Origin of the sequence: Fusibacillus kribbianus (assembly GCF_030053595.1) — a bacterium.
Lineage (GTDB): Bacteria > Bacillota > Clostridia > Lachnospirales > Lachnospiraceae > Lientehia > Lientehia kribbiana.
Window position 1 is genome coordinate 12469 of sequence record NZ_JASGBQ010000033.1, and the last position, 14721, is coordinate 27189.

The 14721-nt window shown below is 48.7% G+C and carries 16 protein-coding genes; 6 read left to right on the forward strand and 10 right to left on the reverse strand.

What is annotated here, in order from left to right; genetic code table 11:
• Window position 1 precedes the first annotated feature (1 nt).
• The gene (locus tag QJ036_RS14365; RefSeq protein WP_283231826.1) at window positions 2-631 is read right to left on the reverse strand and encodes a rubredoxin-like domain-containing protein; all 630 of its coding nucleotides are present in this window, start codon (window positions 629-631) and stop codon (window positions 2-4) included.
• A 69-nt stretch (window positions 632-700) separates the two neighbouring features.
• Window positions 701-1471 carry a NifB/NifX family molybdenum-iron cluster-binding protein gene (locus QJ036_RS13140; protein ID WP_283231827.1) on the reverse strand — a complete coding sequence of 257 codons (771 nt, stop codon included), beginning with the start codon at window positions 1469-1471 and terminating at the stop codon, window positions 701-703.
• A gap of 136 nt (window positions 1472-1607) precedes the next feature.
• Here QJ036_RS13140 and QJ036_RS13145 point away from each other — a divergent pair, with 136 nt between their 5' ends.
• Window positions 1608-2267 carry a Crp/Fnr family transcriptional regulator gene (locus QJ036_RS13145; RefSeq protein ID WP_283231828.1) on the forward strand — a complete coding sequence of 220 codons (660 nt, stop codon included), beginning with the start codon at window positions 1608-1610 and terminating at the stop codon, window positions 2265-2267.
• Window positions 2268-2372: 105 nt separating this feature from the next.
• On the opposite strand, the gene QJ036_RS13150 is transcribed toward QJ036_RS13145, so the two are convergent.
• The 5 genes from QJ036_RS13150 to QJ036_RS13170 all read right to left on the reverse strand — a co-directional run bounded on the left by QJ036_RS13150 (window position 2373) and on the right by QJ036_RS13170 (window position 5972).
• Window positions 2373-4064, reverse strand: coding sequence for an FAD-dependent oxidoreductase (locus tag QJ036_RS13150; protein WP_283231829.1), 1692 nt, complete (start codon window positions 4062-4064; stop codon window positions 2373-2375).
• A gap of 1 nt (window position 4065) precedes the next feature.
• Window positions 4066-4386, reverse strand: coding sequence for a rhodanese-like domain-containing protein (locus tag QJ036_RS13155; protein WP_283231830.1), 321 nt, complete (start codon window positions 4384-4386; stop codon window positions 4066-4068).
• Window positions 4387-4398: 12 nt separating this feature from the next.
• Window positions 4399-4704 carry a thioredoxin gene (gene trxA / locus QJ036_RS13160; protein WP_283231831.1) on the reverse strand — a complete coding sequence of 102 codons (306 nt, stop codon included), beginning with the start codon at window positions 4702-4704 and terminating at the stop codon, window positions 4399-4401.
• 71 nt (window positions 4705-4775) lie between these two features.
• A complete protein-coding gene (locus QJ036_RS13165) occupies window positions 4776-5165 on the reverse strand; it encodes a rhodanese-like domain-containing protein (RefSeq protein ID WP_283231832.1) in 390 nt (129 codons plus the stop codon).
• 60 nt (window positions 5166-5225) lie between these two features.
• Window positions 5226-5972 carry an SDR family NAD(P)-dependent oxidoreductase gene (locus QJ036_RS13170; protein ID WP_283231833.1) on the reverse strand — a complete coding sequence of 249 codons (747 nt, stop codon included), beginning with the start codon at window positions 5970-5972 and terminating at the stop codon, window positions 5226-5228.
• A 147-nt stretch (window positions 5973-6119) separates the two neighbouring features.
• Between QJ036_RS13170 and QJ036_RS13175 the strand changes: the two genes are divergently transcribed.
• Window positions 6120-6416, forward strand: coding sequence for a hypothetical protein (locus QJ036_RS13175; protein ID WP_283231834.1), 297 nt, complete (start codon window positions 6120-6122; stop codon window positions 6414-6416).
• Window positions 6417-6435: 19 nt separating this feature from the next.
• Here QJ036_RS13175 and QJ036_RS13180 read toward each other — a convergent pair whose 3' ends face one another.
• Window positions 6436-6720: a hypothetical protein gene (locus tag QJ036_RS13180; protein ID WP_283231835.1), complete on the reverse strand. Its 285-nt coding sequence runs from the start codon at window positions 6718-6720 to the stop codon at window positions 6436-6438.
• A gap of 185 nt (window positions 6721-6905) precedes the next feature.
• Here QJ036_RS13180 and QJ036_RS13185 point away from each other — a divergent pair, with 185 nt between their 5' ends.
• The 4 genes from QJ036_RS13185 (at window position 6906) to QJ036_RS13200 (ending at window position 12771) form a co-directional block, all read left to right on the forward strand.
• Entirely contained in the window at window positions 6906-7769 is an 864-nt protein-coding gene (locus QJ036_RS13185; RefSeq protein ID WP_283231836.1) for a 2-oxo acid dehydrogenase subunit E2, read from the forward strand.
• A gap of 1 nt (window position 7770) precedes the next feature.
• Window positions 7771-9525 carry a class I adenylate-forming enzyme family protein gene (locus QJ036_RS13190; RefSeq protein WP_283231837.1) on the forward strand — a complete coding sequence of 585 codons (1755 nt, stop codon included), beginning with the start codon at window positions 7771-7773 and terminating at the stop codon, window positions 9523-9525.
• 774 nt (window positions 9526-10299) lie between these two features.
• Window positions 10300-11091 (forward strand): hypothetical protein, encoded by a 792-nt coding sequence (locus tag QJ036_RS13195; protein WP_283231838.1) that lies wholly within the window; start codon window positions 10300-10302, stop codon window positions 11089-11091.
• 99 nt (window positions 11092-11190) lie between these two features.
• Entirely contained in the window at window positions 11191-12771 is a 1581-nt protein-coding gene (locus QJ036_RS13200; protein WP_283231839.1) for a glucose-6-phosphate isomerase, read from the forward strand.
• A 120-nt stretch (window positions 12772-12891) separates the two neighbouring features.
• Here QJ036_RS13200 and QJ036_RS13205 read toward each other — a convergent pair whose 3' ends face one another.
• Complete coding sequence (locus tag QJ036_RS13205; protein ID WP_283231840.1) at window positions 12892-13899, reverse strand: hypothetical protein; 1008 nt, start codon at window positions 13897-13899, stop codon at window positions 12892-12894.
• Entirely contained in the window at window positions 13896-14453 is a 558-nt protein-coding gene (locus tag QJ036_RS13210) for an RNA polymerase sigma factor (RefSeq protein WP_283231841.1), read from the reverse strand. The genes QJ036_RS13205 and QJ036_RS13210 overlap by 4 nt, the downstream gene beginning before the upstream one ends.
• Window positions 14454-14721 lie beyond the last annotated feature (268 nt).

Below are 14721 nucleotides of genomic sequence, written 5' to 3' on the forward strand. Positions count from 1 at the left end.
GTTATGCCCTCCCTTCCACTTTTTCAAATTTCCAACTGGGAACCTTACACACGGGACAAAGCTCTGGGGCTGTGTCGCCCACATAGACAAAACCACAGACCGTACAAACCCAGACACCGGTGTTTTCCAACATCTTATCTCCCTCAGATTCATAGCGGGTCAGCAGAGACTGGAGCATTCGGGTAACCTTTTCGCTCCACACCTGACAGCGCAGACCACCCCGATCCGGCTTTTCACCGGCTACTGCATTGCCGTAAGGATATCCCACTGAGAGATCCTGTTCGATGAGTTCCAGCAGCCTGGCAGTGCTGGCCTCCTCGACGGGTACAGCCTTGCTCCTGAAGAACTCTGCCAGTTTTCTGAAATCATCTGCCTGCTGGGGCAGATACTGCTTTTCGCAGCCACGGGCCAAGTTTGAGCAGATGACGCTCATTTCCATGGGAGAGAGCTCCTTGTCTACATGAGGCTTTTCGAGGATCTTCTGGGATGTTGTTTTTTCTTCTTTGGGTTTGAAAGCGTCTTTGCCTGCTCCGCAGAGGGGACACTTCCAATCGGCAGATAGGTCTTCCCACTTGCCACTGACAGCTTCATCGTGAACGTAGCCACAAATGCTGCAAACATATTGTTTCATAGATTTTACCGCCTCCTTTGTCTATATTTTACCAAATCACGACACAAATTCCGTGACTTTATCACCTATTCAGCCGCAGGAGTGATGATCGCAGCCGTGGGAACCGCAAGAGTGACCTTCCCCATGGTGGTCGTGATGATCACACCGGACATTGGGGTTGAAGTCCAGCTCACCTGCTGCCAGTGCTTCTGCTGCTGCATCAGCGCTGCCGGAAACACCACCGTAAAGCCGGATACCCGCATCGCTGAGTGCCATCTGCGCACCGTCGCCAATACCGCCGCAGATCAGGGCATCCACCTTCAGGGCGCTCAGAACTCCTGCCAGCGCACCATGGCCGCTGCCGCCCGCATCCACAATCTCAGACGAAATGATATTTCCATCTTCCACATCATAGATTTTGAACTGTTCGGTGTGACCGAAGTGCTGAAAGATTTCTCCGTTTTCGTGAGTGACTGCTATTCTCATAATATGATCTCCTTTCGGTTTTTCGTGCATCGGATGGAATTTTTGCTGATAGCAATTTCTGCACCCGTAGGCTGCGCTGTTTCCGCTGCAGAGCGCAAAATCCCCTCCTTCGATTCGCAGAGGAAGTCCCTCAACCAGCACATCCGCCAGTTTTTTACGGGCAACTGCATAAATCTGCTGAACCGTTGTTCTGGCAATACGCATATATTCTCCGCATTGCTCCTGAGAAAAACCTTCACGGTCAATCAGGCGAATGGCTTCATACTCATCCACATTCAGGACAATGGGAGTCCGTTCCTCGCCGCCAGAAATGGGAACAAAACCATCATTATCCGGCAGACAACATACTTTTCTACATTTTCTCGGTCTTGGCATAGATTCCCCCCCCATATTATTTGCGGTATATGCCATTTATACGATCATTGTACATCTCCCTTTCCCATATGTCAACGGAATTATTGACATATGCTATAAATTATTTTATACTATGTGTATTCAAGGAGGTGTACCCATGGATTTTTCATCCTATTTTCCAATTTGGAACAAACTGACACCGACCCAGCAGCAGATTTTGGAGCGAAATGCAGTTTTACGAAAAGTGGACAAAGGGACTGTGATTCACAACGGAACTGTGGAGTGTACCGGTCTTCTGCTGGTAAAAAGCGGACAGCTTCGTGCCTATATTCTTTCCGATGAAGGACGGGAGATTAGCCTCTATCGTTTGTTTGATCGGGATATTTGCCTGTTTTCCGCCTCCTGTATGATGAACAGCATTCAGTTTGAGATCACCATTGAGGCGCAGAAGGATACCACGATGTGGGTTATTTCTGCTGACACTTATGGACGCTTAATGAAAGAGTCTGCTGTGGTAGCTAATTTTACCAACGAAATTATGGCTACCCGTTTTTCTGAGGTTATGTGGCTCATGGAGCAGATCATGTGGAAAAGCTTTGATAAAAGGCTGGCAGGATTTCTGCTGGAGGAATGCAGCTTAGAGGGAACAAACATCCTCAAGATTACCCATGAAACCATTGCGGGCCACATGGGTACCGCCCGTGAGGTAGTTACTCGAATGCTTCGCTATTTCCAGAACGAGGGTATGGTCAAGCTGACTCGTGGAACAGTGGAGGTTACAGACGAAGCTGCATTGGAGGAACTGCAAAATGCCTAAGCAACAGCTAATCCTGCTGATTATCGCCTCGGCTGTGCTTGGAATTATCATTTACTAAAGGATAACCCCTTCTCATTTCCTGTGGAATCTGAGAAGGGGTTATTGTTATTTGTCCATACCGCAGGCGGTGGCGGATTCAATGAGGCAGCGATCATTGGTCACAGCATCATAGAACCGGAAGCCGCCGGAGAAGTTATAGCAGTCAAATCCGTTTCCGGCCAGGATGCGACAGGCAATGTAGCTGCGCAAGCCGCTCTGGCAAATGACGTAGACAGGCTTATGCTTGTCCAGTTCATCCAACCGCTCTCGCAGCTCGTCCACTGGGATATTTAAGAAACCGTCAATGTGTCCGTGGGTGAATTCTTCTGCAGTGCGGGTGTCCAACAGAGTTACACTTCGGTCATGAGGAAGATTATATGCTTCTTCCAGATGCCACTGTTTCAGAACACCGTTTGCGATATTCTCAATCATAAAGCCCGCCATGTTTACCGGGTCTTTGGCGGAGGAATAAGGCGGTGCGTAGGCCAGATCCAGATCCTTCAGTTCTGTGGCTTTCATTCCTGCCCGGATAGCGGTAGCCAGCACATCAATCCGCTTGTCCACCCCTTTATAGCCCACGATCTGAGCACCCAGAAGGCGGTAGGTTTCTTTCTCAAATACCACTTTCATGGTCATGACCTTCCCGTCGGGGTAGTAACCTGCATGGCTCATGGGCGACAGGATAACCGTATCAACATCCAGTCCTGCTTTTCTGGCGTTGGTCTCATTCACGCCGGTAGTGGCGGCAGTCATGTCAAAGACCTTGATGACAGAGCTTCCTTGGGAGCCGGTATAATGGCTGTCTCCTCCGCAGATGTTGTCCGCAGCAATTCGTCCCTGTTTGTTAGCAGGGCCCGCCAAAGAAATCAGAGCATCCTGCCCTGTGACAAAGTGCTTCACCTGCACCGCATCACCCACAGCATAGATGTCTGAAATGGAGGTTTCCATCCGGTCATTGACCACAATACTTCCCTTAATGCCCAGTTCTAACCCGGCATCTTTTGCAAGGGTGGTTTCGGGAGAAACACCAATGGCCAGGATTACCATATCCGCATGGAGAGGCTGTTCGTCTTTCAGCAGCACATCCACGCCTCCGCCCACTTCCGCAAACCCTTCCACGGTATGACCCAGTGCCAGCTTAACACCGTGCTTGCGCATTTCATTGTGTATAAAAGCAGCCATATCGGAATCAAAGGGATTCATAAGCTGTTTTGGACGCTGGACAATGGTGACCTCCATTCCCAGTTCCCGCAGGTTTTCTGCCAGCTCCAACCCAATGAAGCCACCACCTGCCAGTACGGCAGACTTAGGATGGTTTATATTGATGTAATCCTTGATGCGGAAGGTGTCCTCCACGGTGCGCAGGGTGAACAGTTTATCAAGACCTAAGCCAGGAAGCCTGGGTTGGGTAGGCTTGGCACCGGGAGAAAGAATCAGCTTGTCATAGCTTTCCTCGAATTCCTCTCCGGTTTGCAGATTCTTGACGGAAACGGTCTTTTTGTCAGGATGAATCGCTGTGACCTCATGGCGCACCTTCATGTTCACACGGAACCGGGAGAAGAAGCTCTCCGGTGTCTGGAGGGTCAGATCTTCCGGATCGGTAATTACATCTCCGATATAGTAAGGCAGACCGCAGTTGGCATAGGAAATAAACTTTGACCGCTCAAAAACCACAATTTCTGCCTGCTCATTTAGTCTGCGAATACGGGCGGCAGCGGTAGCACCGCCAGCCACACCGCCTACAATAACAACTTTCATATTAGCGTTCCACCTTTCCTGCATAAGCGGAAATTCCGCCTATGTTTTTCACATTTGTATAACCCATCTGCTGCAAAACAGCAGCTGCCTGACGGCTTCTTGCGCCGCTGAGACAGTGTACAAAGATGGGGGTAGCTTTATTGTTAATCATGACGGTTACTTTGTCAATGGACTGCAAAGGAACATTCTTACTTCCGGGGATATGCCCCTGCCGGTATTCGTCAGGGGTGCGAACATCCAGCAGGACTGCGCCATCCGTAACGCTATATTCTTTGACACCCTGATTGATGTCAGGGCCTTTCAGGAAATCAAAAAATCCCATCTTTGCACCTCCTTACAGCATGGCGAGAATCTGAGCCTTAGGTCTGGCACCGGTGGCCTGATTTACGACTTTGCCGTTCTTCATAACCACCAGAGTGGGAATGCTCATCACACCGAACTGCATAGTCAGTTCCTGTTCCTCATCCACATTAATTTTAACAACCTTGATATCGGAGCGCTCCTTGGCAATCTCCTCTACCAGAGGAACTACCATGCGGCAAGGACCACACCAGGGAGCCCAGAAATCCATCAGGACGGGCTTGTCCGAGTTCAAAACCTCTTGATTGAAATTGTTTTTATTTACATTGATAGCAGACATATTTAAGTCCTCCTGTTTTCTTTTTTATGGCTTTATTATATCTAGTAGTCGTTGCTTTTTCCGTGATTTTGTCACTTATCGCCGGCGACGGTTTCACCGGGCCAACTATTAATCCCGCCGATTTCAACGATATTGGTGTAGCCCAGTTTTACCAGCTTTTCAGATGCCTGCTTACTCCGATTACCGCTGCGGCAGTATACCAGAATCAACTGATCTTTATCCGGCAGCTCCGGAATGTCCTCTGTGCCGATGGATTCGTTGGCAATATTAATCGCACCGGGAATATGCTTTTCACTATATTCCTCAGCAGTCCGTACATCGAGGATGATGTATTCGGTTTCCTCCTCCATCATCGTGACAGCTTCCTCCATGGTAATCTGTCGATAGGTTTTTTCAGTGGATTGTGTTGCACAACCCGACAAAAGCAGTAAAGCCATTAAAATAGGAATGATTCTTTTCATGTGCATACCTCCATATTTTGAAGATAAGGCAGCCGTTTCCAGCTGCCCTGTTTCCGATTTTTATGTTCTTGCCATGCCGTCTACGCTGAGTACAACACCTGTGATATAGGACGCTTCATCAGATGCCAGGAATACAAATGCATTGGCAATATCCTCCGGCTGACCCAGGCGGCGCAGGGGGATCTGTTTGATGAGCGGATCAATTACTTCCTTGGGAACAGCCTTCATCATATCGGTCAAGGTAATCCCGGGAGCGACCGCATTCACTCGAATACCCTTCGGACCCAATTCCCGGGCAAGGGAAACCGTCAGGCCATTGACAGCAAATTTGGATGCTGGATATGCAAAGCCACTGGGCTGGCCGTAAATGCTCACCATTGAGGAGGTGGAGAGAATAACACCGTGACCTTTTGCAATCATGCACTCACTGGCGGCTCTTGTAGCATTGAACACGCCTTTTACATTCAGATCCATAACTTTGTCAAAGGTTTCCTCCGTATACTCGGTAAAGGGAGTACTTTCGGATACACCGGCATTGTTCACCAGAATATCAATGCAACCGTATTTCGAGGCAGCTTCTCGGAACGCATTGCGGACAGATTCGAAATTGGACAGGTTGGGGCTGATTCCCGCAACTGTTGCATTAGGGTATTTTTCTTTCAGCTGCGCAACTGCTTTGTCAGCAGAACCTTGCGAACTTGCGGTCAGGATTACGGTAGCGCCTTCCTTCAAAAATTTATCTGCGGTAGCGTAGCCAATGCCGCGGCTCCCTCCGGTGATGATTGCAACTTTATCTTTCAGTCTCATAAGAATGCCTCCTTGTGTTTTGTATTTGTAGTATAGCCTGTTTCAGAGGCGCTCTCTGTGACAAAATCACATTTACTGTTTTTGGAAAAAAATCATTTTAGCAGAAACTACCCTTGACAAATCTTGTCTCAGTTTCAGGATGGGTTTGTGGATATAGCAAGACTCTATTATCGGCGTACGGGAAAGCTCCTCAAATTCGTTCCGCTCTATATAGCGCCGAAATTAAAAAAGGCTTATCTGGGAAAGCCGATCCGGTTTTCACCGGAGCTTTCCGGGAAACAGGAACGGAGCCGTATCTGCGAATATCTGATGAAGGAAATATCCGGGATCGCGTTTTCGCTCCCGCGGCACACGGTCATTCCATACAGCAACATTCCAAAAAGCAAGTATCCGACAAACATTCCGTGCGAGGTAGATGAAAAGCATGAAAAAACCAGTTGTTGATTACCGGGAATTTCGCCTGTCAAAGATTAATGACCCGAAATTCTCTCATCTGAAGCTTCTGCTGGCTTGGCCTGTTTATTTTCTGCTCTATCATGTGGACAGCTTCAAAAAACTGCAGACCTACATTATCATAACCCAGGTCGTGGCTACCGTGATTTATGTTGTTTTTTCCAACAGGCAGGAGCTCCGGCCGGAGTTCTTCCCCCGGGAGAATGTTTTCTCTGCGCTGGTTGGGTTTTTGTATTCTTTTGATACCAGTACGAATGTGTGCCCCTCTCTCCATTGTGGATTTCTTTGCTGCCATTCCGGTGTGTATTCTGGCAGAGTTTCTGATTTACGGCCGATCCTATGTCTCCCGATCGACGGGAGATTAAAATAAATGTGGCAGTACGGCAAGGTACTGCTTCCCATTTTTTCGATAAATGTGATATACTTGTGCAGGAGTGTTTTCCTTATGATAAAAACTAAATGAAAAGAGGAGAAAACGTTATGGGAAGAAAATTTGGAGATCGACGGGACGGAACCCTGCTTCGCGACATTGATTCCATGCACCTGTTCATGCCGCTGATCTATCCGAACCGCTGTGACAATGAAGCATTCATTGCCGAGCGTATCGATCTGACAAATATCAATCGGTATCTGGAGCAGAAAAATACCGGGAATCCGGAATATAAATACAATTTGTTTCAGATTATGGTCACGGCTATGCTGAAGACCATTACCCTGCGTCCCAGGATGAATTATTTCATCGCGAATAAGAATATGTACCAGCGCAATGAGGTGTCCGCGGCCTTTACCATCAAAAAGATATTTTCGGATCAGGGCGGGGAAGCGCTGGCCTTTATTCATGCCAGACCGGAAGACAATTTTGATACCATACATAACGAAATCTATCGTCAGGTGTCCTACTGCCGCAGTGATAATAAGGATTCCTCCACTGCAAGTATGGATGCGGTGCAAAAGCTTCCGCGGTTTCTGATGAAGCCCATCGGGTTCGGCGCCCGCTTTCTTGATCGGCACGGATGGATGCCGAAGACGGTAATTGCGACAGATCCCTACTACTCCTCGGTGGTTCTCACCAATCTGGGATCCATCAAGCTCCATGCCGGGTATCATCACCTGACCAACTGGGGTACTACTTCTGTGTTCTGTGCCATTGGCGAGCGGAAAAAGCGTCCCTTTTACAGCGAGGATGGCAGCACGGAAATGCGGGACAGTGTGGATCTGGGCCTGACCATTGATGAGCGCATCGCGGACGGCTATTATTATTCCAAGACGATCCGGTTGCTGAAAACGATCCTGGAGAATCCCGAACTTCTGGAAAAACCTCTGAGCGAGAAGGTGGAATACTGATATGGAAACAGCAGCAAAAACTCCCTGGAAAGATTACATGGGTGATGTCCCCATGCATTTGGACTATTTTGACGGCTCCATGTTTGAGATGCTGGAATCTGTGGCAAAACAATATCCCAACTATGTGGCGTTCGATTTTATGGGCAGAGCCACTTCCTATAAAAAACTGGTGGAGGGCGTAGAGACCTGTGCCAAAGCACTGAAGACCATCGGCGTCCGGGAAGGAGACCGGGTCACGATTGCCATGCCTAACTGTCCGCAGGCTATCTATCTGTTTTACGCCGTCAACCTGGTAGGCGGCATTGCCAATATGATCCATCCGCTGTCAGCGGAAAAGGAAATTGAGTTCTATCTGAACGAGTCGGAATCGGTTACCGCCATTACGCTGGATCAGTTCTACCATAAATTTGAGCGGATCCGTCATAATACCAGGCTGGTCAACATTATCATTGCAAGCATCAAGGACGAGCTCAGCAAACCCATCAAGGCAGGCTATATGCTGACCTCCGGGCGCAAGATTGAAAAGATTCCCGAAGATGCCCCTGTTATCATGTGGAAGGACTTTTTGAAGCTGAGCCGCTGCTGCTTTTACAACTACAAGGTGAAACGGGGCAATGACGCTCCCGCCGTGATCCTTTATTCCGGCGGCACGACCGGCACCACAAAGGGGATCGTACTGACCAACCGCAACTTTAACGCACTGAGTCAGCAGGTGATCGCTACCAATCCCATGTTCCGCCCCGGTGACAAGATGCTGGCTGCCATGCCTATTTTCCATGGCTTCGGTCTGGGTGTGTGTATCCATACCATGCTGACCCACGGCGGGCGCTGCATTCTGGTCCCCCGCTTCACGCCCAAGAGCTACGCCAAGGATCTGGTCAAAAAACGCTGCAACTTCATTGCAGGTGTGCCTACTCTCTATGAGGCACTGCTGCGTCTGCCCAGCATGGACGGAGTTGACTTAAGCTGTCTGAAGGGCGTGTTTTCCGGCGGAGACTCTCTTTCCGTCGAGCTGAAAAAGAAACTGGATAAGTTTCTGTATGATCACAAGGCCAGCATTCAGGTGCGGGAGGGGTACGGTACCACGGAAACGGTTACCGCCTGCTGTCTGACCCCGTCCCACATGTTCAAGGAGGGGAGCATCGGCCTGCCCTTCCCCGATACCTATATCAAGATCGTTGCTCCCGGCACCGAGAAAGAGCTGCCCTATGGCGAAGAAGGGGAGATCCTTCTGGCAGGACCAACGGTCATGACAGAATATATGAATTATCCGGAGGAGACGGCGCAGACTCTGCGCACTCATGCAGACGGCCTGACCTGGGTTTACACCGGAGATCTGGGTACCATGGACGAACAGGGCTTTGTCTATTTCAAGGGGCGCGCCAAGCGCATGATCGTATCCTCCGGCTACAATGTGTATCCCGGCCAGATCGAGAATATTCTGGACGCCCATGAGAAGGTGCAGATGAGCTGTGTCATCGGTGTGCCGGATCCATACAAGATGCAGAAGGTCAAGGCCTTTGTCAAGCTGGCTGCCGGAGTAAAGCCTGACAAGGCTGTCCGCGAGGAACTGTTGGCCTACTGCCGGAGGCATATTGCCAAGTATGCCATGCCCTACGACATTGAATTCAAAGACGATATGCCCAAAACGTTAGTGGGCAAGGTAGCATACCGCGTGCTGGAAGAGGAAGAGCTGAGCAAAATGCAAAGCAATGAATCCAAGGACTCTGAACAGCACGAGTCAGGCAATCAATAAACAAATCCATACAGGGAAGCCGATGCATACGGACATGAAGTCAGGTATGCATCGGCGATCCGTCCGATCTTTTTAATTCTTTAGTGTTTTTTGTTTCTTATAATCCTTATAATCCCTGATTTTTTTAAAAAACAATTTTTGATATTCTTGCCAGCTTGCTTCTGTTGATTTGCGGATGTTGATTTGCGGGTGTTAGTATGTGGCCGGGTGAAGTGTACCGTTCAGAACTGCGGAAGCTCAAATGCAACGGTAGAAGTCCCCGGCGAAGTACGGCTCCAGAGGAGGAAAGCTCAAATGCAACGGTAGAAGTCCCCGGCGAAGTACGGCTCCAGAGGAGGAAAGCCCAAATGCAACGGTAGAAGTCCCCGGCGAAGTACGGCTCCAGAGGAGGAAAGCCCAAATGCAACGGTAGAAGTCCCCGGCGAAGTACGGCTCCAGAGGAGAAAAGCCCAAATGCAACGGTAGAAGTCCCCGGCGAAGTACGGCTCCAGAGGAGGAAAGCCCAAATGCAACGGTAGAAGTCCCCGGCGAAGTACGGCTCCAGAGGAGGAAAGTCCAAATGCAACGGTAGAAGTCCCCGGCGAAGTACGGCTCCAGAGGAGGAAAGCTCAAATGCAACGGTAGAAGTCCCCGGCGAAGTACGGCTCCAGAGGAGGAAAGCGCAAATGCAACGGTAGAAGGCCCCGGCGAAGTACTGCAGCAGGACGGAGAAGTACCGCTTAGAATCAGAAAATCAAATTAATAATACCAATATAAAGAAAGGAAAAAGTTCATATGAAAGGTCTGAAAGAAATGTTACTGCAGGAACAAAAAAGACTGGAGCAAATTCTCCAGAAAACAACAGAACAGTTGAAAGACGCGCCTTGTGGGCGTCTTCGGGTGTCAAAAAGAAAGAACTGGACACAGTATTACTGCTGTACCGAGAGAGGAAAGAAAGCCGGAACTTATATTTCAAAGAAAAACGAGAGTCTCATCCGCAGATTGGCACAGAAGTCTTATGATGAAAAGATTCTCAAGCTGGCAGGGAAAAGGCTGATGCAGATTCAGAGAATTTTAAAAGATTATGATGAGGAAGAAATAGAAAAAATATTTTTGAAAGAACATGGCGAACGACAGAAGCTGATTCAACCGGTTGAGCCTGCCTGGCAACAGCAATTACAAAGGTGGATGGAGAAGCCATACGAGGGGAAAAGCTTTCGGGAAGGGCTGCCCGTCATATTGACAGAAAAAGGGGAACGGGTACGCTCCAAATCAGAAAAGATCCTGGCGGATTATTTTTACAGAAATGGGATTTTCTATAAATATGAATGTCCGTTGTATCTGAAGAATTTTGGAATCGTATATCCGGATTTTACGTTTCTGTCAAAAAAGACGGGGGAAGAAGTTTATTGGGAACATGATGGCAGGATGGACGATCCTCAGTATGCACAAAACGCGGTAAAAAAGATACATGCTTATGAAGAAAATGATATTTATCCGGGAGACCGGCTGATTCTTACATTTGAGACGGAACAAGTCGTTTTGGACACAAGAATCATAGAAAGATTTGTCCGGAAGTATTTATAACCACAAAAATCTTCCCGGTCTTGAATTCGGGCAGTGATAATAGTATAATAAAACTGGTTGAGGAGTTTTTACTGATTAAATATGAGGAGGAAATCTATTATGGTTACCTGGAGCAACTTTGACACGCTCACTTCCTACGAGGAGCTTCCCAAAATCGAACGTGTGAAGCTCGCAGAGGTTATGGCCGGTGAAAATGGTGCGGATCGTGTGAAAAAATACAGTATCCCGATGGCAGCCGGTCTTACCTACAATTATGCGGCAAAGCAGGTGGACGATCAGGTCCTGGAAGGTCTTGAGAAGCTGGCGAAAGAGGCACAGCTTGCGGATAAGTTCAAAGCTCTTTACAATGGAGAAGTGATCAATACAGGAGAAAAACGTCTTGTTCTTCATCATCTGACCCGCGGACAGCTGGGAGATGCTGTTGTGGCAGACGGAGTTGACAAGCGAGCATTCTATGTGGAGCAGCAGGAAAAGATCGCAGAGTTTGCAAATAAGGTTCATGCCGGCGAGATCACAAATGCAGCAGGAGAAAAATTCACAACTGTTGTACAGATCGGTATCGGCGGAAGCGACCTCGGTCCCCGCGCCATGTATCTGGCACTGGAGAACTGGGCAAAGAAAAATGGCCTGTTCAAGATGGAAGCAAAATTCATCAGCAACGTAGATCCGGACGATGCGGCAGCAGTCCTGAATTCCATCGATGTTGCCCATTCGATTTTCATTCTTGTATCCAAGTCAGGAACGACACTGGAAACACTGACAAATGAATCATTTGTAAAGGATGCCCTGAAAAATGCGGGACTGGATGCTTCCAGGCATATGATCGCTGTCACCAGCGAGACCTCTCCTCTGGCAAAGAGTGAGGATTATCTGGCGGCATTTTTCATGGATGATTATATCGGAGGACGGTTCTCTTCCACTTCCTCAGTGGGCGGAGCTGTACTGTCACTGGCCTTCGGACCGGAAGTATTTGCACAGTTCCTGGAAGGTGCAGCAGAGGAGGACAAGCTGGCAGCCAATGAAAATGTACTGGAAAACCCGGCCATGGTGGATGCCCTGATCGGTGTTTATGAGAGAAATGTACTTGGTTATCCGGCAACTGCAGTGCTTCCTTATTCTCAGGCACTGAGCCGTTTCCCGGCACATCTGCAGCAGGCGGATATGGAATCCAACGGAAAATCGGTGAACCGTTTTGGCGAGCCTGTCAACTATCCGACCGGTCCCGTGCTTTTCGGTGAGCCGGGAACCAATGGACAGCATTCCTTCTATCAGCTGCTTCATCAGGGAACCGATATCGTGCCGCTTCAGTTTGTCGGATTTAAGAACAGCCAGATCGGCACCGATGTGGTGATTCAGGGAAGCACAAGCCAGCAGAAGCTCTGCGCCAATGCGGCAGCTCAGGTCGTTGCCTTTGCATGCGGCAAGGAAGATGAGAATCTCAATAAAAAGTTTGACGGCGGCCGTCCGTCCAGCATCATCATCGGTGAAACACTGGATCCGAAGGCGCTGGGAGCACTTCTGTCACACTTTGAGAACAAGATCATGTTCCAGGGCTTTGTATGGAATGTAAACAGCTTCGATCAGGAAGGCGTGCAGCTGGGTAAGGTTCTGGCCAAGAAAGTCCTTGCCCATGAGACAGACGGAGCGCTGAAAGCATACAGTGATCTGCTGAATATCTGAGAGCAGGTTTGAAACGGCATAGCAGCCGGCAGGATTGAAAAGAAACAATAAAAAAGCTGTTTTCAACTTCGACTTCAGTCGGTTGAAAACAGCTTTTTTCTGTCGTCCGGTCATGTCAGGTCAGTATCCTTCATTGACGACCTCCCAGCTGCCGTTTATAAGCTGCAGCCAGATCGTGCGATCCGGATCCTGTAAAACACCGTCTTTGGTCACACGGACGGAGAATGAAATTTGGTCCACTGTCTGATCAACGGCCTCCATGGATATGACCTGAAAAACGGTCTTTTTATAGTAAGCTTCGGCAGTCGCCTTTGCCGATACAAGAGCACCCTCCATATCGACGGACATGGAGCTTTCTGTGTCTTCTGCCAGAGTGTTGCCGTCGGTTTCCGGTGAAGGGGTGGAGGCAGAAAGAGGTGCACTGTCCGGGCGCTTCACAAAAGCATCGGTTTCTCTGATCTGATAGTCGCTAAAGGAGGCAAAGAAGGTTCCGTCATCCAGAAGAGAAACCTGAATCGCCTTGACAGCCGTCTTTTCATTTCCGAAGGTGATTTCCATTACAATAACATCGTTTCTCATTTCCTCCGGCAGGGAAGAGATGGAACTGTCCGAATGATCGGTCAGTTCCCGGATGATAGTATTGGGAACCCAGTCGATCAGAAGGGAAGCGTATTCGTCGTCCTCCTCACCGTAGGAAATCGTGAAATTCTGAGCAAGTCCATATTCATCCCGTTTCTCTGTCCAGTCCATGAATTCAAGCTGTTCATTTTTGCAGGAATAGCGGACAGAAACAATATTTTTCCCGGAGAGATAGAACATCAGCGGGTGGCCCGCCATTTCGCCGCTGTCGCTGATGGTGCCTGTGCGGATGACTGCACCGGCCTCCGGGATTTCCTCACCTGTTCCATAGGCATAAGCTGTCACAGCCATGCCGCCGGGGGAATCAAGCAGAGTGCCTGTAATCAGGCCTGCAATCAGGCACAGAGCAAGGACTGCTGCAGCCGTTGTCCGCCCGACAGGTCTTTTGAAAAAACGGATCTTTTGGGAAGCTGTTTTATAATCTGCTGCTTCCAGAATATGCCGGCTGCTGATATTGCCGACGCCATCAGAAATCTCCCTGCGTGTCATAAATAGTAGCCCTCCTTTTCTAAGTAAACTTTCAGACGTTTGCGTGTTCGTGACAGACGAACCGATACGTGGTTACTGCTGATGTGGAATCGCTCTGCAATCTCTGCAATCGAGTCGGAATACCAGTAGCGGCGCACAAACATCACCCGGTTTTCCTGATCCAGTGTGTCAAGGAAACGGTCAAGGGCAGAGGTAAGTTCTTTTGCAGTCAATTCTGATTCCACCGTGGAAGCAGAAGCCAGACAGTCCTCCAGCTCGTCCAGAGCCACATCATAGAAGCTGTTGCGTTTGATGGCTGTATTGGCATGATATTTCGTGATCGAAAGATTGCGGACGATCCGGCAAACATAGGTCAGCAATGGATCGGGGCGTTTTGGAGGTATGGTATTCCAGACTCCCAGATAAGCATCGTTGACACATTCTTCTGCATCCCGGGAATTGTTCAGAATGTTTCCTGCAATTGTGTTTAAAACAGCGCCGTATTTTGCAGACAGCTCCGCGATCGCCAGCTCCGAGCGCTCAAAGAACAGATCAATGATCTTTTTGTCGTCCAAATGTATCACCATCCTTCCTCACTCATGTACTATGGATCGGCCCGGGAATATGACAGGGCCGGGGTAATTTTTTCTATTGGCAATTAAAATTGTACCATATCATGGGAAATTCTGTTTGGACGAATTCCAAAGAACCGCTGAAAACTGTAGAATGAATTCCTTATTTCCAGTCAAACCATTATTTTTTCTCTTGGACTGGAAGTAAGTCTTGCACAAACTCTTTATTTGATTCATGATGATGCTGGTTATCTGTCTGCCAGAAAGGAAT